Here is a 19,528-nt window from a genome sequence, read left to right as displayed (position 1 = left end):
GACTCTATCACCGGGTGCTGGTGGACTAGTTGCTCCAGTGCAACGGAATGACGATGGCCACCAGATCCCGGCTCCCGTTCTGCGTCAGACCCCTGTCGTGGGATACCGTTCCACCGATAACAGGAGGTCTGGCGAATGTCCTTGACGGTGCACACGGAACAGCGCGGCGATGTGGTCGTCGTGTCGGTCGCGGGCGAACTGGACATGGCGACCGCACCGCAGCTTCAGGACCAGATCACGGACCTGCTCGACAAGGGCCGCAGTCGCCTGGTGTTCGACCTGGCCGAGGTCTCCTTCTGCGACTCCACCGGGCTGTCCGTCTTCGTGCGGGCCAAGAACAGCTCCGACGAGGCGGGCGGCGTCGTCCGGCTGGCCGCCCCGCAGCGCGGGGTGCTGCGCATCCTCGAGGTCAGCGGCCTGGTCGAGGTGCTGCACACCTACCCGACGGTCGAGCAGGCCGTGGCCGGCGACCCGACGCCCGCCTCTTCCTGAGCTGTTCCGCTCAGCCCTCGTCCTCGATGTGCCGGGGACGAGCCACCACCATGCCCAGGCACGTCTGCACCGCGAGCGCGGCCAGCAGGAAGCCGATCGGCACGGTCCAGCCGGCGGTCGCCTCGTAGAGGATGCCGACCAGCAGGGGGCCGAGCCCGCCGATGAGATACCCGGTGCTCTGGGTGAACGCGGAGAGCGCGACCGTCCCCTCGGCCGTCCGGGCCCGCAGCCCGATGACGGCCAGGATCAGCGGGAAGGCGCTCTGCCCGATCGCCAGCAGCACCACCCACAGCAGCGCGCCGCCGTGCGGCGCCAGCGCCATCCCGAGGTACGCGAGCGCCATCGCCGCGGAGAGCGTCAGCATCAGCGGACGTAGCGAGCGCAGCCGGCCGGCGAGGGTCGGCATCACCAACGCGATCGGCACACCCAGCGCGGTCCCCAGGGCGAGCAGCAGACCGGCGTCCTGCGGCCGGTAGCCGGCGTCCCGGAAGATCTGGGCCAACCAGCCCATGATCGCGTACGCGCCGAGCGACTGCGTCCCGAAGTAGACCGCCATCGCCCAGCCGAGCCGGGTCCGCCCGGGGCGGATCCGCCGCCGGGTGGCCCCGGCCTCCGTCGGGGTGGCGGCCCGCCGGGCCCCGCGCGTCCGCAGCGCCAGGGGCACCCACGGGAGTACGGCCACCGCGGCCAGCCCGGCCCAGACGGCGAGCCCGGCCTGCCACGAGCCGAGCACGTGCGCGACCGGCACCGCCGCGGCGGCGGCCGTCGCCGCGCCGACCGTGAGCGTCATCGAGTACACCCCGGTGATCAGACCGATCCGGTTCGGGAAGTACTGCTTCACCAGCATCGGCAGCAGCACGTTCGCCACTGCGATCCCGCCGAGCGCCAGGGCGCTGCCGGCCAGGAAGACCGCCGCGGAGTCGGTGCCCACCCGGACCAGCTGACCGGCGGCGAGCACGAACATCGCCACCAGCAGCACCCGGGCCGGGGTGTATCGACGGATCAGCCGCGGGGTGAGCGCGCCGAAGACGGCGAAGGCGAGGGTGGGCAGCGTGGTGACGACCCCGGCCATCGCCCCGGACAGCCCGAGACCGTCGCGAACCTCGTCGAGCAGGGCGCCGAGGCTGGTGATCGCGACGCGCAGGTTGAGCGCCACGAGCAGCATCCCGACCAGCACCAGGGCGCCGCCGGCCAGTGGACCGGCCGTGTCGGCCGGCCGGGTCGGCACCGGACCCGAGCCGGCTGGCGGGGCGTCAGCGGGGGCGCGGGTCTGGTCCGCGGTGGCGGTCGGTGGCGGGGTCATGCTGATGAACCTACAATCATGGGATGAATTACGGGCCGGTGATGTAACCAGTGCCACCGTCGGTCAATTCCGTGCCGGTGCCGCCACGCGGCCACCGGGTCCGTCAGACGACCGCCCAGCTCCGGGAGCGGATCCTGGGCGGCGAGTGGCCGATCGGCGGCCGGATCCCGACCGAGCCGCAGTTGGTCGCGGCGCTCGGGGTGGGGCGCAACACCGTCCGCGAGGCGGTCCGCGCGCTGGTGCACGCGGGGGTGCTGGAGTGCCGGCAGGGCTCGGGGACGTACGTGGTGTCGACCGACGAGCTGGCGCCGGTGGTGGCCCGCCGGCTCACCGACGACCGGATGGCCGAGGTGATCGAGGTGCGGCGCGCCTTCGAGGTGGAGGCCGCCCGGCTGGCCGCGCGCCGGCGTACGCCCGAGGACCTGGCCGCGCTCGACGGCGCGCTCGCCGCCCGCGAGGCGGCCTGGCACGGCGGCCGGGTCGACGAGTTCGTCGAGGCCGACGCCGCGCTGCACACCGCGGTGGTGGCCGCCGCGCACAACGCCATGCTCGCCGAGCTCTACGCCTCGGTCGGCACGGCCCTGCGCAGCACCGTCGCCCAGGCGATGGGTGACGCCCTGGAGCCCGAGCGCCACGTCGACCATTCCCGGCTGGTGGACGCGATCCGGGCCGGCGATCCCGAGCTGGCGGCCCGCGAGGCCGGCGCTTTTCTGGAGCCCGCTCCCGGGGCATAGGTTGTCCCGGACGGAAAACCGGACAGCACGGGAGTACGGATGCTCAAGGGCTTCAAAGACTTCATCATGCGCGGCAACGTGGTCGACCTGGCAGTCGGTGTCGTCATCGGTGCCGCGTTCACCGGCGTGGTCACCCAGCTCACCAAGTCGTTCCTGGACCCGCTGATCCGGGTCTTCGTGCTGCTGATCACCGGCAGCGACAAGGGTCTCGCCGGCACCGCACCCACGTTCCGCGGCATCCCGTTCGACTGGATCGCCTTCCTCAACGCGGTGATCACCTTCCTGCTCACCGCGGCGGCGCTGTACTTCCTGGTCGTCTACCCGATGAACCGGCTGGCCGAGCGGCGTCGGCGGGGCGAGGAGCCGCCGCCCGCGGCGCCGAGCGAGGAGGTCAAGCTGCTCACCGAGATCCGGGACGCGCTGGTCGCGGCCGGCCACCAGTCGCCGGTGCAGCAGCGCGGCGCGCTCGACGACGTGCTCGGCCGGCGGCACGAACCACCCACCCAGCGCTGAACCCGGCACCAGCACATCGGCCCCTGCGGGATTCCCGCAGGGGCCGCACTTTCTCGTACGTGTGTTCGATAGAGTCCGCGCATGGAGCAGCGAAAGCACTGGTGGAACGGGAAGTGGGGGCGGCTGGCACGGCGGGACGTCTTCCTTCGGGTGGACGGCGACCGGTGGCACGTCGAGCAGCGGGCCGGCGGCGCCGAGGGCATCTCCCGCTTCTACGAGCACGGCAGTGCGGACGAGGCCGAGGAGACGGTACGGGCGTTGCTCGAAGGCACCGACACCTGGCGTGAGCTCTCCCCCCGGCCGCCGGGCGGCTGGACCCAACCGACCATCTGAGCGGCGCGGCCCACACGGGGCGGCGTTTAGCGGCGCGCCGCCCCGGGAACCGCGGCAGGATGAACCAGCAGACCTCCATCTCCCGGGTCACCACCGGCATGCCGGTGGTCGATGCCGCCGGCACCGAGGTCGGCACCGTCGATCTCGTCCAGCGAGCTGACCCGAACGCGGTGACCGTGCAGGCGCCGACCGCCGACCCGGGCAGCAGCCTGGACGAGCTGATCGAGTCGACCGCGGTCGAGGAGCCGGATGTGCCAGCCGACCTGGCGGCCCGGCTGCTGCACGGCGGCTACCTGAAGGTCACCACCGAACCGACCGGCGCGGGCGCGGTCTACGTGCCCGCGGAGCGGATCGCCACCGTCACCGACGGCCGGGTCCGCCTCGACGTACCGGTGACGGAGCTGCCGGCCGAGGAGTGACCGACCCGTCGGCGAGGGTCCGGCGGTCGGTAGTGCCGGCGGTCCTGTCGAACTGCCCCATATCTGGGCCACCATTCGCCCAGGGCGCGCATGGTCGGGCGCGGCGGAGCGTGTGTCTATGGTGGAGCGATGTACATGCTGATCGGTGAGCAGCAGGGCGAGGCCGGCGAGCCGGCGGAGCGGCGGGCTCGGTTCGAGCACATGGCCCAGGTGGTCCGGCAGAGCCCGGGGTTCGTCCGCGGCTCGTGGGGAGCGGACGAGGACGACCCGACGGTCGAGCACGCGCTGGTCGTCCTCGACACGCTGGAGAACGCCCAGGCCCTGCGCCGCGCCGTGGAAACCAACGTCACCGGGGTACGCCTTCGGCTCATGGCGGTCGCTGTCGAGGCGGCGGCCAGCTGACCCACCCACCGACCCGGTAAGCCCCCGTCCCAAATCTGGGGCAGTTCGACAGCGGCCCGCCAACCCTGCGGGCCGCCGTCTCGCGCCCAGCGGCGCGCCCGTCAGCTCGACCGGGTACGCAGATCGGAAAGCGGTGGCTCCGCCACCGTTCCGGGCTCCGACCGCGGGTCCATGTCCGGCTCCGCGGCAGCGGGGTCCGTCCGCGGGACGACCGGGTCCGGCCGCGAGGCGGCTGTGCGGCGGCGGAAGAGCAGGAGCATCAGGCAGCCGGCGACCAGCCCCCAGAATGCGCCGCCGATGCCGACCAGGGTGACCCCGGAGGCGGTGACCACGAAGGTCACCACGGCGGCCTCGCGCCCCGCCGGCTCGGCCAGCGCCGAGGCGAGCGCGGTCGCCAGCGCGCCGAGCAGGGCCAACCCGGCGACCGCCTCGATCAGTACCGGCGGCGCGACCGCCACCAACGCGGTGGCCGCGCCGGCACCCAGCCCGAGCAGGGCGAGCCCGGCGCCGGCCGTGACCGAGGCGATCCACCGCCGGTCCGGATCGGGGTGGGCGTCCGGGCCGGCGGCCAGCGCGGCGGTGATCGCCGCCAGGTTCACCGCGTGCCCGCCGGCCGGGGCGGCCAGCATGCTGGCCAGGCCGGTGGCCCGCAACGCGGCGTTGAACGGCGGCCGGTAGCCGTAGCCGACCAGGACCGCCGTGCCCGGCACGTTCTGCGCGGCCATGGTGACCAGAAAGAGCGGCAGCGCGAGGCCGACCAGGGCGGACACGCTCCAGGCCGGCGCGGTCAGCTCGACCACCGGCCGCAGCCCGACCGCGCCGAGGCGCCCGCCGGTGGAACTCGACGCGATCGCCAGCACCGCGACCACCAGCGCGCCGGGCACCGCCCAGCGGCGCGCGTACCGGTGCAGCAGCAGCCAGGCGACGACCACCGGGCCGGCCAGGCGGGGCACCTCGACCAGGGCGCGCACCGGTGCGGTGCAGAGCGGCAGCAGGACGCCGGCGAGCATCGCGCCGGCCACCGGCTTGGGGATGGCCGCCACCGCCCGGCCGAGCGGCGGCACCAGCCCGGCCGCCACGATCAGCAGGCCGGAGACGAGGAACGCGCCGACGGCGACCGGCCAGCCGCCCGGCATCGGCCCGGTCGCCACCAGCAGCGCCGCGCCCGGAGTGGACCAGGCGACGCTCATCGGCAGCCGGTACCGCAGGCCCAGCCAGGCGGCGGCGAGCCCGGACGCTACGCAGAGCGCCAGCAGCCCCGACGCGGCCTGCTCGGCGCTTGCCCCGGCGGCCCGCAGGCCGGCCAGCACGACGGTGAACGAGCTGGCGAAGCCGACCAGCGCGGTCACCGCACCGGCCAGCACCGGCTGGGTCCTTCCGGCCATGTGTCCACCCTTCCGCTCCGTGTTCCGTTTACGGAACGATGGTCTGTAGCACCATAGCGGGGTGCCCCAGCCGCCACCAGCCCACCGCCGTGCCCTCGACGCCGACCCGACGGTGATCGGCGGGCGGGTCCGCAGCCTGCGCGAGGAGCGGGGGATCTCGCTCTCCGCGCTGGCCCGGCTGGCCGGGGTGGGCAAGGCGACCCTCTCCGGCCTGGAGAACGGCACCCGCAACCCGACCCTCGAGACGCTCTACGCGGTCACCGCCCAGCTCGGCGTGCCGCTCACCGCCGTACTCGCCGAGCCCGCCGCGACGCCGACCGTGCAGGGGGCGGCGGTGCACGCCACCCTGCTCGAGGTCTTCACCGACACCGACGCGACCTACGAGCTGTACCGGATGCGGGTGGCGCCCGGCCCGGGGCAGCTCTCCCCCGCGCACCAGCCCGGCGTCACCGAGCACGTCACGGTCTTCACCGGAGTGCTCCGGGCCGGCCCGGTGGACGCGCCGCTCACCGCGGCCGCCGGCGGGCACCTGCGCTGGACCTCGGACGTGCCGCACAGCTACGCGGCCGTGGGCGACGAGGAGGTCGCCGCCAGTCTGCTGCTGCGCTACCCGCGCGCCTGATCAGCCGTCGACCGGCGTCGGCACCTGGAGCCGGTGCTGCACGGCCCAGAGCGCGACCTCGGTACGGGACGCCGACCCGGTCTTGCGCAGCAGGTTGGACACGTGCACGGTGACCGTCCGCACCGAGATGCCGAGCGCCTTCGCGGCCTGCTTGTTGGACATCCCGGCGACCAGGCAGCCGAGCACCTCGACCTCCCGGCCGGTCAGCTCGGCCTCGTCCGGCGCGGCCGGGCGGGACGCGGGCCGGCGGTGCGCCGGTGGGCGCGGCGCCGGTGGATGTTGCGCCGGGGCCGGCCGGAGCAGGGCGTCCGGGGACTGGCCGGCGTGCGCGGCGAGCAGCTCGGTCAACGCGTACGGGTTGCCGCCGGTACGCCGCCAGACCGTGGCCACCAGCCGCCCGGACGGGCGCGACCCGGCGTACACCTGGCTCAGCACCTCGGCGACCTCGGCCGGGCGCAGCGGCCCGAGGTGCTGGCGGACCGCGCCGCGTACCCCGCAGAGCCGGGACAGCGCGCGGACCGCAAGATCCGGCGCCACCGATTCCGCCGCGGGCCGGGTCGCCACCATCAGCAGCGCGGGCAGGTCGGCGGCGGTGGCCAGCTCGCCGATCAGGTTCAGGCTCGCCGGGTCGAGCGAGTGCAGGTCCTCCACGACCAGCACGGCCGGGCCGGCGCCGACGAGCAGGCGGACGGTACGCACGGCGAGCCGCAGCAGGGTGCCCGGGGCGTACCGCTCGCGGGGCGCGGTCGGCTGCTGGGCCAGCCAGGCCAACGCGTCCGGCGGCAGATCCAACCGGCTGGTGTCCCGCCCACTGAGCACCGCCGCCAGCCAGTCGTAGGGGGCGGGGCTGTGCACCCGGGCGGCACCGGAGAGGACCACCGCCGGGCGCGGGGCGAAGCCGTCCAGGGCCGCCGCGACCAGCAGACTCTTGCCCACCCCGGCGGCTCCGGTGATCACCGCGACGGTCGGCGCCGGCCGCCGATCGGCGGTCAGGATGGACCAGGCCCGGTCGAGCTCAGCCAGCTCACCGGCGCGGCCGACCATGGACACCGGCATCATTCCTCAACCCTACGTAGTAGTGCGTAGAGACGGCGGTGGGGTGTTCTTGGCAAGCTTGACCCTATGACGCTGATCCTCCGCTCGGCCATCCTCAACGACATCGGTCTCGTACGGACCAACAACGAGGACTCCGCTCTCGCCGGTGACCGGCTGGTCGCCGTCGCCGACGGCATGGGCGGCCTGCCCGCGGGCGAGGTGGCGAGCGAGATCGTCATCCGGATCCTGGACGAGCTGACCCCGCCGACGGACCCGGGCGAGGCCGAGGAGGCGCTGCGCGCCGCGGTGAGCACCGCCAACCGGCGCATCCACGCCGCCATCACCGTCGACCCCGCCCGCGAGGGCATGGGTACGACGCTCACCGCAGCGCTGCTCGCCGGTGAGACGCTGGTGCTCGCGCAGGTCGGAGACTCCCGCGGCTACCTGCTGCGGGACAACAAGCTGACCCAGCTCACCCGGGACGACACGTTCGTCCAGGCGCTGGTCGACCAGGGGGCGCTCACCCCCGACCAGGCGCGCCACCACCCGCAACGGTCCCTGGTGACCCGGGCGGTGCAGGGCGCGGACGCCCCACCGGCGATCGGCACGCTCACCGTGCTGGCCGGCGACCGGCTGCTGCTGTGCAGCGACGGCCTCTCCGACTACGTCGAGGACGAGGCGATCGCGGTGGCCCTCGGCGCGTACGGCGACCGGCAGCTCTGCGGTGAGCAGCTGGTCAAGCTCGCCCACCAGGCCGGCGCGCCGGACAACGTGACCGTGGTGGTCGCCGACGTCACCCTGGTGTCCTGACGTGGCCGTTCGCCGGGTGGGTTCCGAGGAGCGCCTGACCACCAGCTTCCCGCTCTCCGCGTACGCCTTCGAGCCGTCGCCGCTCAGCGCGGCCCGGACCGCGGAGTTCCCCCGCTACCTGCCGTACAACGAGGGCAACCGGACGCTGATCGTCGAGGAGGACGGCACCCTGGCCGCCGCCTCGGCCATCCCGATGCGGCAGAACCTGCGCGGCGCCGTGCTGCCGATGGCCGGCGTCGCCGGGGTGGCCAGCCACCCGCTGGCCCGCCGGCAGGGGCACGTCCGGACGCTGCTGCACCAACTCCTCGACGAGATGCGCGACGACGGGCACCCGCTGACCGCGCTCTACCCCTTCCGGCCCAGCTTCTACGCGAAGTTCGGCTACGTCGGGCTGCCCAAGCCGCGTACTGCCACCTTCTCCCCGGCCGACCTCGGCCCGCTGCTCCGCGCCGACCTGCCCGGTGAGGTGGGGTGGGAGCGGATCGGCACCGGCTACCCGGCCTGGCGTGAGTTCACCGAGCGCTGCCTGCGCGAGCGGCACGGCTTCGCGGCCTTCCCCGACTACCGCGACGTCGGGCTGCGCGATCGGGACGAGCGCTGGCTGCTCACCGCCCGGGTCGACGGCGTGGTGACCGGCGCGGTGACGTACCGGATCGACGACCACGCCGGCGAGCTGGCCGCCGACGACCTGCTCGCCGACGACCCGCTCGCCCGGGCGCTGCTGTTGCAGTTCTTCGCCCGGCACATCGACCAGGTGGAACGGATCAGCGTCCAGGTCGCCGCCGACGAGCTGCCCGAGCTCTGGCTCACCGACCTGGCCGTGCACGTCGAGGCGCGGGTGGCCCGGCCGAACTCCTCGGCCCCGATGGCCCGACTACTCTCGATGGACGCGCTGGCCGGGCTGCCCGCCGGCCCGGGACGGGTGCGGGTCGAGCTGACCGGGGACCGCTGGCTCGCCGGCACCTACCTGATGGACGGCAGCACCGGCTCGCTGGAGCTGCTCAGCGGGACGGCCGCCGGTGGTCCGGTGCCGGACGCCACGCTCACCGCCGCCGGGCTCTCCGCCCTGGCGTACGGGGTGCTCGACCCGGCCGAGGTGCCGCTGCGCGGGCTCGGTGAGGTGCCGGTGGACGCGGCCGCCGAGCTGCGCCGGATCTTTTCGCGCCAGGTGCCGTACCTCTTCGCCGACTTCTGATCCCCCAGTTCGCCCGCCGGCCGCTGGCCGCTCGGCATCGATCTGGACGCGGTCGGCTTAGCGGTGGGTTAATCCGGCCCGGCGCGGCGGGTCCGGCGCCGCGCCGGTCCTAGCATCGTGGGGTGCGCCTGAAGACCGTCACCGTCCTGCTCGCCCTCGGGGTCGCCGCCGCCACCCTGCCGGGCTGCGGCTCGTCCGATCGCGACGCCGGCCCGCCGGCCGCGGCGCCCTCGGCGACCGCCGACCTGCCGACCGGCGACCAACCCGCCGCCGGAGTGAACCGGACGGGTCTCGGTGGCCCGGGTGCGAGCCCGAGCCCGTCACGGAAGCCCGCGACCACGTTCCGGGCCGGCAACCCGGCCGGCGACGCGGCGGTGCCCGCCGAGGGACGGGCGGTCGACACCGCACGGCCGACCCGCAGGGTCGGCACGGGCACCCCGGCGAGCTGCACCTCGGCCGCCGTGGTGAAGGCGGTCGCGGCCGGCGGCATCATCACCTTCAACTGCGGGCCGGACCCGGTGACGATCAAGATGACCGCCACCGCCAAGGTACGCAACGCCAACGGGCCGAAGGTAGTGCTCGACGGCGACGGCAAGGTCACCCTCAGCGGGCGGGGCCAGCGCCGGATCCTCTACATGAACACCTGCGACGAGGCCCAGGGTTGGACCACCTCGCACTGCCAGAACCAGGACCAGCCGCAGCTCACCGTGCAGAACCTCACCTTCTTCGAGGGCAACTCCACCGGTGACAAGGCCGAGGGTGGCGGAGGCGGGGCGATCTTCGTCCGGGGCGGGCGGGTCAAGGTCGTCAACTCGCGCTTCGTTCGCAACCGCTGCGACCGGACCGGGCCCGACCTGGGCGGCGCGGCGCTGCGGGTGCTCAGCCAGTACGAGAACAAGCCGGTGTACGTGGTGAACAGCACCTTCGACCGCGGCTCCTGCGCCAACGGCGGGGCGCTGAGCAGCATCGGGGTTTCGTGGACCGTGCTGAACAGCCTCTTCACCGGCAACGAGGCGATCGGCAACGGCGCCAACCCGGCGAAGGCCGGCACGCCCGGCGGCGGCAGCGGCGGGGCGATCTACTGCGACGGCAACCGGTTCACCGTCCGGATCGCCGGCACGGTGATCGAGAAGAACCGGGCCAACGAGGGCGGCGGCGCGATCTTCTTCGTCAGCAACGACCGCACCGGGACCATGACGATCGAAGACTCCACCCTGCGCCGCAATCCGAGCGGCAAGTTCGAGACCCGCGGCTACCCCGGCATCTTCTTCCTGGGCGCCCGCAACCCCAGCACCCCCGGCTCCAAACTCAGCTGACCCCGGTTGAGGTTGATCATGAAGTTATTGCGCGCGGTGTCGGCGTGTCGTGACAACAACTTCATGATCAACGCGCACCGGGGGCCGACGGCGGTGGGTTGGGGTCAGTAGGGATTGCCCTGGCCGGCGGGGCGGGCCTTCAGCAGGGCACCCAGGCGGCCGGGGAGGGTGGCGGCGGCGGACATCGGCGGGCTGGCCGTGTGGCCGCGCTCGGCCATGCCGAGGAAGAGTTGCCGCAGCGCGGTGAGCGCGTCGATCGCCGGCTCCCAGCCCAGCTCGGCCTCCGCCCGCTCGCTCGACATCAGCGGCGCGTCCAGCGCCAGCTGCACCCAGCCCGCGTCGACCGGTTGCAGCCGGGCGTGCCAGGTCAGGGCCGCCGCGCCGCGCAGCAGCGGGGCGGCCACCGGCACCGTCCAGCCGTGGAAGTGCCGGGCCACCAGCTCCGGGGTCAGCACCGGGTCCGCGGCCAGGTTGAAGGCGCCGCGCGCGTCGCCCAGCACCGCCCGGGCGTACGCCTCCGCGACGTCGTCGGTGTGCACGGCCTGCATCCGCAGCCTGCGGTGCGTCGGCACCAGCGGGATCCGGTTGTACCTGAGCAGCTGGACCGGCACGAACGGGCCGAGGAAATAGCGGCTGATCTCGGTGCCCGCGTCGCGCTGGAAGTTGAGGCCGGGCCGCATCCGCACCACCCGCAGCTCCGGGTGCTCGCGCTCCGCCCGGTCGAGCAGCGCCTCCACCTCCGCCTTGTCCCGGCTGTACGACGATTCGGGCACGCCGGTCGCCGGCCAGCGCTCGCTGACCGGGTGGTCCTTCGGGCCGGGGGCGTAGACGCCGACCGACGAGGCGTACACCAGGGCCGGCACCCGGGCCCGGACCACGGCGTCGATCACCGCCTGGCTGCCGCCGACGTTGGTGCGGTGCAGCACCCGCTGGTTGTGGCTGGGCTGGATCTGCCAGGCCAGGTGCACCACCGCGTGCGCGCCGGCGAAGACCTCGGCAAGCTGCTCCGCCGCGCCTGGCAGGCCCACGTCGCAGGAGTGCCACTCCACCTGGTCGTACGGCTCACCCGCGTCCGGGCCGGGCAGCCGACGGGCCACCCCGGCCAGCTCCACCCCCCGCTCCCGGCGCAGCCGGCGCAACAGGGCCGTACCCGCGTTGCCGCTCGCCCCCACCACCACGATCCGCATGCCGCACCCGGTACCCGCCCAGCCGCCCGCCAACCGTGCCGAACGCCCATGGGCAGCCGGTGCGACCTCGGGTTCTCGATGCTGGGCGGGGTGGATCGACACCCCGTGACGGCGGGCGGGGAAGCTCAGGGACGCGGCGCGTGGCGGACCCAGGGGTGTTTCTCGTCCCGCCGACGGCCCTCGGTGGCGGCCAGGCACCGCGGGCAGATCCGGCCGACCGGGTCCGCCCCGGTGAGCACGTCGGTGGACGCGTAGTCGAACCGCACATGCGGGAACCGGCGCAGCCGGCTCCGGCTCAGCGGCAGCCCGCAGACAGTCTGGTTCTGCCCCGGCAGCCAGGCATGCACCTCGCCGCCCGGCTCGCGTACCCCGTCCGGGCCGATCTCCTCGCCGGATGCCGCCACCGCCGGCTTGCCGCTCGACCGCATACCGGTCCGATACCCGGCGCCGGCCCACCCAAGCCTCGACCCGCCGGCGGCCTTGATCGACTCGCCGGTCACCGCTGTCCGGTAACCTGAGCGCGCGGGCCGCTAGCTCAATGGCAGAGCTGTGGACTTTTAATCCATAGGTTCAGGGTTCGAGTCCCTGGCGGCCCACTCCTCCGCAGGTCAGCGACCTCAATCGGGTCGCTTTGCCGCGATCGGGAGCCGGGTGGCCTCCTGAGTCCGGGGCCCAGAGCGGCGGTAATCAGACGGCGAAGCGGCGGACGGACCGCTCGTTCGCAACTCGCGGCTGCTGCATCGCCGTACTCGTGGACAAGCTGACAAGTCGGAGGCCTGGTTCGTCGCTAGCTACAGCGCGTCGAGGTGGCAGCGGACGTCAGCATTGGCTAGTGCACGTTGATGCTGTTGTCTCTAGGTGACATCAGCCGCTGACGTGGCGGAGGACGGCCAGGACCCGGCGGTTGTCGCTGTCCGAGGACGGCAGACCGAGTTTTGCGAAGATGCTGGCCACATGCTTCTCCACGACTCCGGCGGTGATGACAAGAGCCGCCGCGATCCCGGCGTTGGATCGTCCCTCGGCCATCAGCGAAAGCACCTCACGCTCCCGAGGGGTCAGCGACGCCACCCCGGCCGTGCCCTGCCCGGCCCGCATCAGGTGACCGACCACCTCCGGATCCAGTGCGGTGCCACCGGATGCCACCCGGGTCAGCGCGTCCACGAAATCGGCGACGTCGGCGACCCGGTCCTTGAGCAGGTATCCGATGCCGGTCGGCCGGTCGGCGAGCAGGCGGGTCGCGTAGCGGGTCTCCACGTACTGGGAGAACACCAGCACACCGACATCGGGATGGTCGCGTCGGATGTCGATCGCGGCACGCAGTCCCTCGTCGGTGTGCGTCGGTGGCATCCGGATGTCGATGATCGCCACGTTCGGTACGTGGGCGGCAATCGCGGACCGCAACGCATCCGCGTCCGCCACCGCCGCGCACACCTCGAAACCGCGGTCGGTGAGCAGCCGGACCAGCCCTTCGCGCATCATCGCGGCATCCTCCGCGATCACCACCCGCATGTCGTCGCCTCCGTTCACACCTGTGTGGGCAGCTCGAGCTCGACCCGGGTCGGACCGCCGGCCGGACTGTGCACGCGCATCCGGCCGTCCACGACGGCGATGCGGCGGGCCAGGCCGGACAGGCCGGGACCGTCCGGGTTCGCCCCACCGATGCCGTCGTCCTTGACGGTCACCATCAGGCGCTCGCCAGATCGGACGACGCCGAGCCCGATACGGGTCGCCCGGCTGTGTTTGGCCGCGTTCGCGAGCAGCTCGGAGGCGCAGAAGTAGGCGATGGTCTCGATCGCGGGCGCCGGGCGGTCGGGCAGCTCGACGTTCACCGCGACCGGGATGGCGCTGCTCGTCGCGAGCGTCGCCAGCGCGTCGCCGAGACCGTTGTCGAGGACGGGCGGGTGGATCCCGCGCACCAGGTCGCGCAGGTCGGCGAGGGCATCCTTCGCTCCGCGGTGGGCGAGCGCGACCAGTTCGCGCGCCTGTGCGAGGTCGGGTGGCGGGCCGTCGACACCGAGCTTCTCGGTCGCCATGCCGAGGTTCATCGCCAGCGTGGCCAGCCGGATCTGCGCGCCGTCGTGCAGGTCCCGTTCCAGCCTGCGCATCATCGCGGCCGCGTCGTCGATCGCGCGGGCCCGGGTGATCTGCAGTTCGCGTACCCGCTCGGCGAGTCGACGCGGACCGAGCAGCCGTCGCATCGCGGCAAGGTCCAGCGTCGTACCGGCCCGCATCAACCACGGTGCGACCAGCAGCATGGCGAGGCCGGCCGCGGCGATGAGAAACGTCCCGGTGAACGTCCGCGTACCGATGGTGCCGAACGGCGTCAGCGCCCACACCGGTCCGAGGCGCGTCCCAGGCGGATGGTTGCGAAACAGCGGCCACCACACCGGGTAGCTGAGGTTGACCAGGCCGAACACGTAGCAGAACGCGCCGTAGCCCCCGGGGATGGCCAGTGGCACCTTGAGCAGGCCGTACCCGACGGCGCGCCAGCCCGGTCCGTCGGCGACCACGGCGCTGAGCCGCTTCGACGGCCGGGGCGGCGGGGCGTCCACGTGCGTGTCGAGCAGCCGGTCGGCGAGCGAGCGATGCACGGCTCCCATCGCGCGCCCGATCGGGGCGGCCAGCACGACCAGGAGCGCGACGGTGAGCGGAACCAGGAATAGGAACACCGGTGCGACGGCAGGTGCCGGCTGGTCGGACAGGGCTCCGGTCGCCCAGAGGAAGAGAACGCCCAGGGCCGGCCCGATCGCCGGCACGCTCAGGATCGCGGCCGCGCTGACCACGCCGACGACGCAGAACACCGCCTGGCGCAGGGCCAGTGTGGTGAACGGAGCGCGCAGCGCGGTCACCAGCCCATTGTCGCTGGTCACGCGTCGCGGTGGCGGAGCAGCACGGCGCCGCACAGAATCGCTACCGCCGCGTACCCGCACATCAGCAGCGCGCTGATCCAACTGGAGAACAGCCCGGGTACCGGCGAGGTCACCGCGATCGAGTTGAGCAGCATCAACAGCGGGACGAAGCGGCCGACCTGGATTCCGCTCTCGCCGAACAGGCCGGCCACGATCATCGGTACGAACATCAGACCGAACAGCGTGCCGATCGCGGCGCCCGAGTGCCGCACGATCGTCCCGATGCCGACCCCGATCAGCGCGGTGACGCCCAGATACACGCCGGTCAGCACGACCGCGCGCAGGATCGCCGGGTCTGAAAGGGATGCGGCCGGGATGGCGGTGCCGCGGATCGCGAGCTGCCCGCCCAGATAGCCGGCGAAGCTCGCGACCAGGCCCACGGTGAGAGCCGCGCCGCCGCACACGGCGACCTTCGCGGCCAGGACGATCCGACGCCGCGGAACGGCGGCGAACGTCGAGCGGATCATCCCGGTACCGTATTCGCCGGTCACCATCAGGACGCCGAGCGCTCCGAGGAGCAGCTGGGCCATGATGGCGCCGCCGAGGCTGTTGTTCAGGATCTGGGCGGCGGTGGCGACCGGGGTGTGCGATCGGTACCCGAGTCCCACGCCGGCCCCGGCCGCGGCCATCGAGACCACCGCGGCGATCGCCAGCCACCACGTCGACCGGACGCTGCTCAGCTTGATCCGCTCCATCCGGGCGGCGTGCCGGAATCCGTACCCGTTCATGACGCTCCCACTCCGCGATAGTCGGTGGCCTGTGAGGTGAGCCGGAAGAATGCGTCCTCCAGGCTGTCTTCGCCGGCGGCGAGTTCGGCGACGGTCGTCTCGGCCAGCAGCCGGCCGCGGCCGATCACCACAAGCCGGTCGGCGGTCAGCGCCATCTCGGCGATCAGGTGGCTGGACACGAACACCGTCCGCCCCTCGGCGGCGAGTCCGCGCAGCAGGTCCCGGATCCAGCGAATGCCCTCCGGATCCAGTCCGTTGACCGGCTCGTCGAGCAGGAGGACGCCCGGGTCGCCGAGCAGGGCCACAGCGACGCCGAGCCGCTGGCGCATGCCGAGCGAGTACGTACCGGCACGCCGCGACGCCGCGTCGGACAGACCGACGATGCGCAGCACCTGCTCGACACGGGAACCAGGGATGTCGTTGCTCGCGGCCAGCGCGGCCAGGTGCGCACGGGCGCTGCGGCCAGGATGGAACGCCCCGGCATCGAGAAGCGCGCCGACCGTCTTCAGCGGCCAGTTCAGGTCCGGGTACCGGACGCCGCCGATCAGTGCCTCGCCATGGTCCGGGGCATCCAGGCCGAGGATCATCCGCATCGTCGTCGACTTGCCGGATCCGTTCGGGCCGAGGAAGCCGGTCACCACCCCCGGCTGCACCCGGACGCTCAGCCCGTCGACGGCGACCCGGTCGCCGTAGCGTTTCGTCAGCTCACGTAGCTCGATCATGCAATCGACGCTAGGCAGCGCCGTCGGCGGTCGGAAGCCGGAAACCATCCGACTCCGCCTGGAGGTTTTCCGCCCCCCACCGCGCTGGCGGGACCTCGGCGGCGGGGCTGTTGACGAAGAGCCTCCAGGATTGGATGCCTAGTTCCGCATACGCGGAACTATCCCTCCAATCGCGTCAACAAGTCCTCGCGCAAGGACCACGATTCGTCGTTGATGCACTCTGCCAGGCAGGCGAGCCCAAGTGCCAAGGGCCAGGAAACCGCCTGTCGATGCTCAGGCAGCATGTCGAGCGGTCGACTGGGATCCCAGAGCCGCAGGGGCGCGAGACTGACTGGCATAAATTCGTGGACGTAAGACCTTTCTACCCGCCGCGGTGACCGATCGAGCACTTGATCACCTGTGAGGCCGAGGAGGGTTACGGCGCAGAACTCAGGCATCGCCCCTCGGCTGATCCAGCGACCGTGCCCAACGAGAGAGCTGCTTTTTATGTCGCGCTCCGTCAGATGGCACTCTTCCCGCAACTCGCGCTCGGCTCCGCGGATCATGATCTCCTGGATAGTGCAGTCCTCCGTATTTTCGGGCACGTCCTTAGGTTCGAGTGCCCCAGAACCGGATGGGGCGAGCAAGCCAGGACTGCCGATGTTGTCGTCCGTCTGCGCGACAAGGAGCAGCTGGCCGTCGGTAGTGAAGGCCAGGGTCGATACGCCGATGAGGTTCGCTAGGCGACTGCGCTTGAAAGATACGAGTCGGCCGTCTGGGTCGAGGATGAGGTCCCGACCACGAAGGGCAGGACTCTTCCGCCCCACCTCCCAGATGTCGGACGGGGCGAGCAGGTTGCTGCACATGAAGTCGAAATAGCGACCGGCTCTCAGCTTGACAACATCGTCGCTCAAGAGGTCCGACACCAGGCAGAGCGCACTGTCGTTATAGATCTTTGCCGTTCTCGCACGGTAGGTTAAGTAGTCAAGCGACCAGGTCCGCAAGTCACGTGGCAGCCTGTAATCGGGGGTCTGGACAATAGCTCGGATGGGGCGCTTGCGCAGTTCGGCATTCTCGCGTGACAGCAAAATCCCAACGTCGCGGGCGCTCTCCACAACTGGCCCGAGGTCCGCCGAGTGACCAATCACATCCCGGTAGGTGTCGCCCTTCCGCAGTTGGAATCGCACTTCCTTCGAACGCCGGCGGTTTGCCCCGGTCTCCATAAGGGAGAGAGTAGCGCCGGCGAGACCCGCAACAACACTGACGGGCCGGGGCGGGTCCACCAGAGATGTCGCCAATCCGAACGAGGCTAGAACGATGCCCACGGTGGTCAACCTGTATCGCCACAATCTGTAGCGCCAGATGGTCGCCTTTGTTCTTACCGTTCTATTGGACCCAAGCATGCGCGCCCTCCGCTGGTGCGACGTGCCTCGGAGGCTGCATCGTAGCGGCGAGCCGGAAGGTCGTCGGGGCCTTGGAGAACCCGGGCTCCACAGAGATCTAGGACAATCCCGAACACGATCGGCCGCCGAGCCCGGATCCGGGCGGTTGGCAGTCAGAAACCCGACCGACCGCCGCGCGCGCTCAGGTACTCCAGCAGGGCCGTCTTGCCGATCCCCGCCTCAGCTCGGACGACTAGCGCGAAGCTGTCACCACCACGAACCTGATCGATCAGGCGATCGAGGACGGCGCGCTACCGAGCGCGAGACCGGGCGGGCTCAGGATGTCCGCAGTGGCTGGAACACGGCCCGCATCTCGGCCGCGAACAGCTCGGGCTCCTCCCAGGCGGCGAAGTGGCCGCCACGCTCGGCCTCGTTGTAGTACGCGAGGCCGGGGTAGACCGACTCGACCCAGCTGCGCGGGGCAGGAAAGAGCTCACCGGGGAACGTCGTGAAGCCGACCGGAACCGAGACCGGCGGAGGAGCCTGGCCGGACGCGCCGGCGGCGGCCAGGAACCGTCCGAATTCCCAGTACCACCGGGCGGACGAGGTGCCGGTGCCGGTCAGCCAGTAGAGCGTGACGTTGTCGACGATGCTGTCCCGGGTGAGGCCGCCCGTGGGCTGGCCGTCGACAATCGCGCGGGAGATCTTGTAGTAGCTGTCCGTGTCGTGGTCGAACATCCAGGCCGCCAGCCCGATGGGTGAGTCGATCAGGGAGTAGCCGATCGTCTGTGGTCGAGTGGACTGCTCCAGAAAGTAGCCGAAGCCGTCTGTGGTGAACGTGTTGAGCGCGTCGAGCGCCGCGCGTTCCTGCGCGGACTTCGCCGGAAGCTGGTCCTTGATACCGATCGCCCCGGCGAGCAGGTTGACGTGGATGCCGAGCAGCCCGTCGGGCGCCTGGCGGCCCATCGCGTCCGTGACGGCGGCGCCCACGTCGCCACCCTGGGCGACGTAGCGCGAGTAGCCGAGGCGGTTCATCAGCTCCGCCCACGCGCTCGCGATGCGGCCGTTCTCCCAGCCGAGCTCGGTTGGCACGCCCGAGAAGCCGTAGCCGGGCAGTGACGGCAGGACGAGGTGGAAGGCGTCCTCGGCCCGTCCGCCGTGCGCGGTCGGGTCGGTGAGCGGGCCGATGACCCCGAGCAGCTCGACGACCGAGCCCGGCCAGCCGTGCGTCATGATCAGCGGCAGGGCGTTCTCGTGCTGCGACTGCACGTGGATGAAGTGGATTTCGACGCCGTCGATGTCCGTCGTGTACTGCGGCAGGGCGTTCAGCTTCGCCTCGCACGCGCGCCAGTCGTGACCGGTCGTCCAGTAGTGGGCCAGTTCCTGGACCGTCGCCAGCTGTACGCCCTGGGAGCGGTCATTGACCAGCTCGCGGCTGGGCCAGCGGGTGGCCGCGATCCGGCGATGCAGGTCGGCGATCGCTTCTTCCGGCGTGTCGAGCCGGAAGGGACGGATCATGCTGTCGTTGGCCATCGTCTCCACCTCCTGGGCTGGTCGACCGGTGCCGGGGCGCTGGCGGGTCGGCCGCTCGCCGCTCATGGTCACACGACGGCTCGGCGGTTCGATCACAAACGTTGGTAAAAGCCCGGATTGTGCTGTCGTTGCGCGGCCAGGGTTACGAGGTCAGCCCGCGTGCAACTGGTGAGGCGTGACCGCGTCCCGTGCCGGTCAGATACGTCGTGGCCGGATCCGGTGACCGGCGCGCTGCCGGCCCTCGGCGAGCAACCCGTCCACGGCGGCGAGAACCGCCTGCCAGGCCTCGGCAACACCCGGATCGCGCCGCTTCGCCAGCCGCTCGAAGGTCAGGAGGCTGCGTCGCACCGAGTCGAGGTGGGGGTCGAAGACCGAGGGCCGACTCCAGTGCAGGTAGCGAGGCGTGACACCGAACCACACCTGGTCGGCTGCCCGGTAGCGCCTACTGCCGAGCGAACGCTGGCGGAGGTAGGCCAACCGCCCCAGCGCGAGCGTGTCGGCGAGAGGCAACTCATCCTGAGCCATCTGA

Annotated in this window: 22 protein-coding genes and 1 tRNA gene; 11 read left to right on the top strand and 12 right to left on the bottom strand. The window is 72.1% G+C overall.

Annotation, left to right across the window (positions count from 1 at the left end; all coding sequences use genetic code 11):
• Positions 1-135: 135 nt before the first annotated feature.
• Entirely contained in the window at positions 136-492 is a 357-nt protein-coding gene (locus ACIBBA_RS04405; RefSeq protein WP_350868210.1) for an STAS domain-containing protein, read from the top strand.
• 10 nt (positions 493-502) lie between these two features.
• On the opposite strand, the gene ACIBBA_RS04400 is transcribed toward ACIBBA_RS04405, so the two are convergent.
• Positions 503-1,795: an MFS transporter gene (locus tag ACIBBA_RS04400; RefSeq protein ID WP_396693674.1), complete on the bottom strand. Its 1,293-nt coding sequence runs from the start codon at positions 1,793-1,795 to the stop codon at positions 503-505.
• Between the two features lie 50 nt (positions 1,796-1,845).
• Here ACIBBA_RS04400 and ACIBBA_RS04395 point away from each other — a divergent pair, with 50 nt between their 5' ends.
• The 5 genes from ACIBBA_RS04395 (at position 1,846) to ACIBBA_RS04375 (ending at position 4,196) form a co-directional block, all read left to right on the top strand.
• Complete coding sequence (locus ACIBBA_RS04395; protein WP_396693672.1) at positions 1,846-2,529, top strand: FadR/GntR family transcriptional regulator; 684 nt, start codon at positions 1,846-1,848, stop codon at positions 2,527-2,529.
• A 39-nt stretch (positions 2,530-2,568) separates the two neighbouring features.
• Complete coding sequence (gene mscL, locus ACIBBA_RS04390; protein ID WP_396693670.1) at positions 2,569-3,042, top strand: large conductance mechanosensitive channel protein MscL; 474 nt, start codon at positions 2,569-2,571, stop codon at positions 3,040-3,042.
• Positions 3,043-3,123: 81 nt separating this feature from the next.
• Entirely contained in the window at positions 3,124-3,375 is a 252-nt protein-coding gene (locus ACIBBA_RS04385; protein ID WP_357047112.1) for a hypothetical protein, read from the top strand.
• A gap of 59 nt (positions 3,376-3,434) precedes the next feature.
• Positions 3,435-3,794, top strand: coding sequence for a hypothetical protein (locus tag ACIBBA_RS04380; protein ID WP_396693667.1), 360 nt, complete (start codon positions 3,435-3,437; stop codon positions 3,792-3,794).
• Between the two features lie 129 nt (positions 3,795-3,923).
• The gene (locus ACIBBA_RS04375; RefSeq protein WP_396693665.1) at positions 3,924-4,196 is read left to right on the top strand and encodes a hypothetical protein; all 273 of its coding nucleotides are present in this window, start codon (positions 3,924-3,926) and stop codon (positions 4,194-4,196) included.
• Positions 4,197-4,297: 101 nt separating this feature from the next.
• On the opposite strand, the gene ACIBBA_RS04370 is transcribed toward ACIBBA_RS04375, so the two are convergent.
• Positions 4,298-5,581, bottom strand: a complete 1,284-nt coding sequence (locus ACIBBA_RS04370; protein ID WP_396693663.1) for a benzoate/H(+) symporter BenE family transporter — start codon at positions 5,579-5,581, stop codon at positions 4,298-4,300.
• A gap of 61 nt (positions 5,582-5,642) precedes the next feature.
• On the opposite strand from ACIBBA_RS04370, the gene ACIBBA_RS04365 reads away from it, so the two are divergent.
• The gene (locus ACIBBA_RS04365) at positions 5,643-6,203 is read left to right on the top strand and encodes a helix-turn-helix domain-containing protein (protein WP_396693661.1); all 561 of its coding nucleotides are present in this window, start codon (positions 5,643-5,645) and stop codon (positions 6,201-6,203) included.
• On the opposite strand, the gene ACIBBA_RS04360 is transcribed toward ACIBBA_RS04365, so the two are convergent.
• On the bottom strand, positions 6,204-7,262 hold the full coding sequence (locus tag ACIBBA_RS04360) for an AAA family ATPase (protein WP_396693659.1): 1,059 nt from the start codon (positions 7,260-7,262) through the stop codon (positions 6,204-6,206). It abuts the gene before it with no gap.
• A 63-nt stretch (positions 7,263-7,325) separates the two neighbouring features.
• On the opposite strand from ACIBBA_RS04360, the gene ACIBBA_RS04355 reads away from it, so the two are divergent.
• The 3 genes from ACIBBA_RS04355 (at position 7,326) to ACIBBA_RS04345 (ending at position 10,559) form a co-directional block, all read left to right on the top strand.
• Positions 7,326-8,048, top strand: a complete 723-nt coding sequence (locus tag ACIBBA_RS04355) for a PP2C family serine/threonine-protein phosphatase (RefSeq protein WP_357047099.1) — start codon at positions 7,326-7,328, stop codon at positions 8,046-8,048.
• A 1-nt stretch (position 8,049) separates the two neighbouring features.
• The gene (gene eis / locus ACIBBA_RS04350; RefSeq protein WP_396693657.1) at positions 8,050-9,243 is read left to right on the top strand and encodes an enhanced intracellular survival protein Eis; all 1,194 of its coding nucleotides are present in this window, start codon (positions 8,050-8,052) and stop codon (positions 9,241-9,243) included.
• 122 nt (positions 9,244-9,365) lie between these two features.
• Complete coding sequence (locus ACIBBA_RS04345) at positions 9,366-10,559, top strand: hypothetical protein (RefSeq protein WP_396693655.1); 1,194 nt, start codon at positions 9,366-9,368, stop codon at positions 10,557-10,559.
• 104 nt (positions 10,560-10,663) lie between these two features.
• On the opposite strand, the gene ACIBBA_RS04340 is transcribed toward ACIBBA_RS04345, so the two are convergent.
• Positions 10,664-11,746 carry an NAD-dependent epimerase/dehydratase family protein gene (locus ACIBBA_RS04340; protein WP_396693653.1) on the bottom strand — a complete coding sequence of 361 codons (1,083 nt, stop codon included), beginning with the start codon at positions 11,744-11,746 and terminating at the stop codon, positions 10,664-10,666.
• 125 nt (positions 11,747-11,871) lie between these two features.
• Positions 11,872-12,174 (bottom strand): hypothetical protein, encoded by a 303-nt coding sequence (locus tag ACIBBA_RS04335; protein WP_396693651.1) that lies wholly within the window; start codon positions 12,172-12,174, stop codon positions 11,872-11,874.
• Between the two features lie 96 nt (positions 12,175-12,270).
• On the opposite strand from ACIBBA_RS04335, the gene ACIBBA_RS04330 reads away from it, so the two are divergent.
• Positions 12,271-12,342 (top strand) — tRNA-Lys (locus ACIBBA_RS04330).
• A 268-nt stretch (positions 12,343-12,610) separates the two neighbouring features.
• On the opposite strand, the gene ACIBBA_RS04325 is transcribed toward ACIBBA_RS04330, so the two are convergent.
• The 7 genes from ACIBBA_RS04325 to ACIBBA_RS04295 form a co-directional block, all read right to left on the bottom strand.
• Positions 12,611-13,255, bottom strand: coding sequence for a response regulator (locus tag ACIBBA_RS04325; RefSeq protein ID WP_396693649.1), 645 nt, complete (start codon positions 13,253-13,255; stop codon positions 12,611-12,613).
• Positions 13,256-13,269: 14 nt separating this feature from the next.
• Positions 13,270-14,595 carry a sensor domain-containing protein gene (locus ACIBBA_RS04320; RefSeq protein ID WP_396693647.1) on the bottom strand — a complete coding sequence of 442 codons (1,326 nt, stop codon included), beginning with the start codon at positions 14,593-14,595 and terminating at the stop codon, positions 13,270-13,272.
• A gap of 17 nt (positions 14,596-14,612) precedes the next feature.
• On the bottom strand, positions 14,613-15,383 hold the full coding sequence (locus tag ACIBBA_RS04315) for an ABC transporter permease (protein WP_396693645.1): 771 nt from the start codon (positions 15,381-15,383) through the stop codon (positions 14,613-14,615).
• Positions 15,380-16,105 (bottom strand): ABC transporter ATP-binding protein, encoded by a 726-nt coding sequence (locus tag ACIBBA_RS04310; protein WP_396693643.1) that lies wholly within the window; start codon positions 16,103-16,105, stop codon positions 15,380-15,382. Before ACIBBA_RS04310 ends, ACIBBA_RS04315 begins: the two co-directional genes overlap by 4 nt.
• A gap of 158 nt (positions 16,106-16,263) precedes the next feature.
• On the bottom strand, positions 16,264-17,307 hold the full coding sequence (locus ACIBBA_RS04305; protein WP_396693641.1) for a hypothetical protein: 1,044 nt from the start codon (positions 17,305-17,307) through the stop codon (positions 16,264-16,266).
• A 495-nt stretch (positions 17,308-17,802) separates the two neighbouring features.
• Positions 17,803-19,065 carry an epoxide hydrolase family protein gene (locus tag ACIBBA_RS04300; RefSeq protein WP_396693639.1) on the bottom strand — a complete coding sequence of 421 codons (1,263 nt, stop codon included), beginning with the start codon at positions 19,063-19,065 and terminating at the stop codon, positions 17,803-17,805.
• Positions 19,066-19,194: 129 nt separating this feature from the next.
• Entirely contained in the window at positions 19,195-19,524 is a 330-nt protein-coding gene (locus ACIBBA_RS04295; protein ID WP_396693637.1) for a hypothetical protein, read from the bottom strand.
• Positions 19,525-19,528 lie beyond the last annotated feature (4 nt).

Source organism: Micromonospora sp. NPDC051006, assembly GCF_044456245.1.
Lineage (GTDB): Bacteria > Actinomycetota > Actinomycetes > Mycobacteriales > Micromonosporaceae > Micromonospora.
This window is presented reverse-complemented; position numbering and strand designations above follow the sequence as displayed.

Bases quoted from the DNA above. Each gene is read 5' to 3' on its own strand.
- ACIBBA_RS04405 (WP_350868210.1), top strand. From the start codon at position 136: ATGTCCTTGACGGTGCACACGGAACAGCGCGGCGATGTGGTCGTCGTG.
- ACIBBA_RS04400 (WP_396693674.1), bottom strand. From the start codon at position 1,795: ATGACCCCGCCACCGACCGCCACCGCGGACCAGACCCGCGCCCCCGCT.
- mscL (WP_396693670.1), top strand. From the start codon at position 2,569: ATGCTCAAGGGCTTCAAAGACTTCATCATGCGCGGCAACGTGGTCGAC.
- ACIBBA_RS04385 (WP_357047112.1), top strand. From the start codon at position 3,124: ATGGAGCAGCGAAAGCACTGGTGGAACGGGAAGTGGGGGCGGCTGGCA.
- ACIBBA_RS04380 (WP_396693667.1), top strand. From the start codon at position 3,435: ATGAACCAGCAGACCTCCATCTCCCGGGTCACCACCGGCATGCCGGTG.
- ACIBBA_RS04375 (WP_396693665.1), top strand. From the start codon at position 3,924: ATGTACATGCTGATCGGTGAGCAGCAGGGCGAGGCCGGCGAGCCGGCG.
- ACIBBA_RS04370 (WP_396693663.1), bottom strand. From the start codon at position 5,581: ATGGCCGGAAGGACCCAGCCGGTGCTGGCCGGTGCGGTGACCGCGCTG.
- ACIBBA_RS04360 (WP_396693659.1), bottom strand. From the start codon at position 7,262: ATGATGCCGGTGTCCATGGTCGGCCGCGCCGGTGAGCTGGCTGAGCTC.
- ACIBBA_RS04355 (WP_357047099.1), top strand. From the start codon at position 7,326: ATGACGCTGATCCTCCGCTCGGCCATCCTCAACGACATCGGTCTCGTA.
- ACIBBA_RS04340 (WP_396693653.1), bottom strand. From the start codon at position 11,746: ATGCGGATCGTGGTGGTGGGGGCGAGCGGCAACGCGGGTACGGCCCTG.
- ACIBBA_RS04335 (WP_396693651.1), bottom strand. From the start codon at position 12,174: ATGCGGTCGAGCGGCAAGCCGGCGGTGGCGGCATCCGGCGAGGAGATC.
- ACIBBA_RS04325 (WP_396693649.1), bottom strand. From the start codon at position 13,255: ATGCGGGTGGTGATCGCGGAGGATGCCGCGATGATGCGCGAAGGGCTG.
- ACIBBA_RS04315 (WP_396693645.1), bottom strand. From the start codon at position 15,383: ATGAACGGGTACGGATTCCGGCACGCCGCCCGGATGGAGCGGATCAAG.
- ACIBBA_RS04310 (WP_396693643.1), bottom strand. From the start codon at position 16,105: ATGATCGAGCTACGTGAGCTGACGAAACGCTACGGCGACCGGGTCGCC.
- ACIBBA_RS04305 (WP_396693641.1), bottom strand. From the start codon at position 17,307: ATGGAGACCGGGGCAAACCGCCGGCGTTCGAAGGAAGTGCGATTCCAA.
- ACIBBA_RS04300 (WP_396693639.1), bottom strand. From the start codon at position 19,065: ATGAGCGGCGAGCGGCCGACCCGCCAGCGCCCCGGCACCGGTCGACCA.
- ACIBBA_RS04295 (WP_396693637.1), bottom strand. From the start codon at position 19,524: ATGGCTCAGGATGAGTTGCCTCTCGCCGACACGCTCGCGCTGGGGCGG.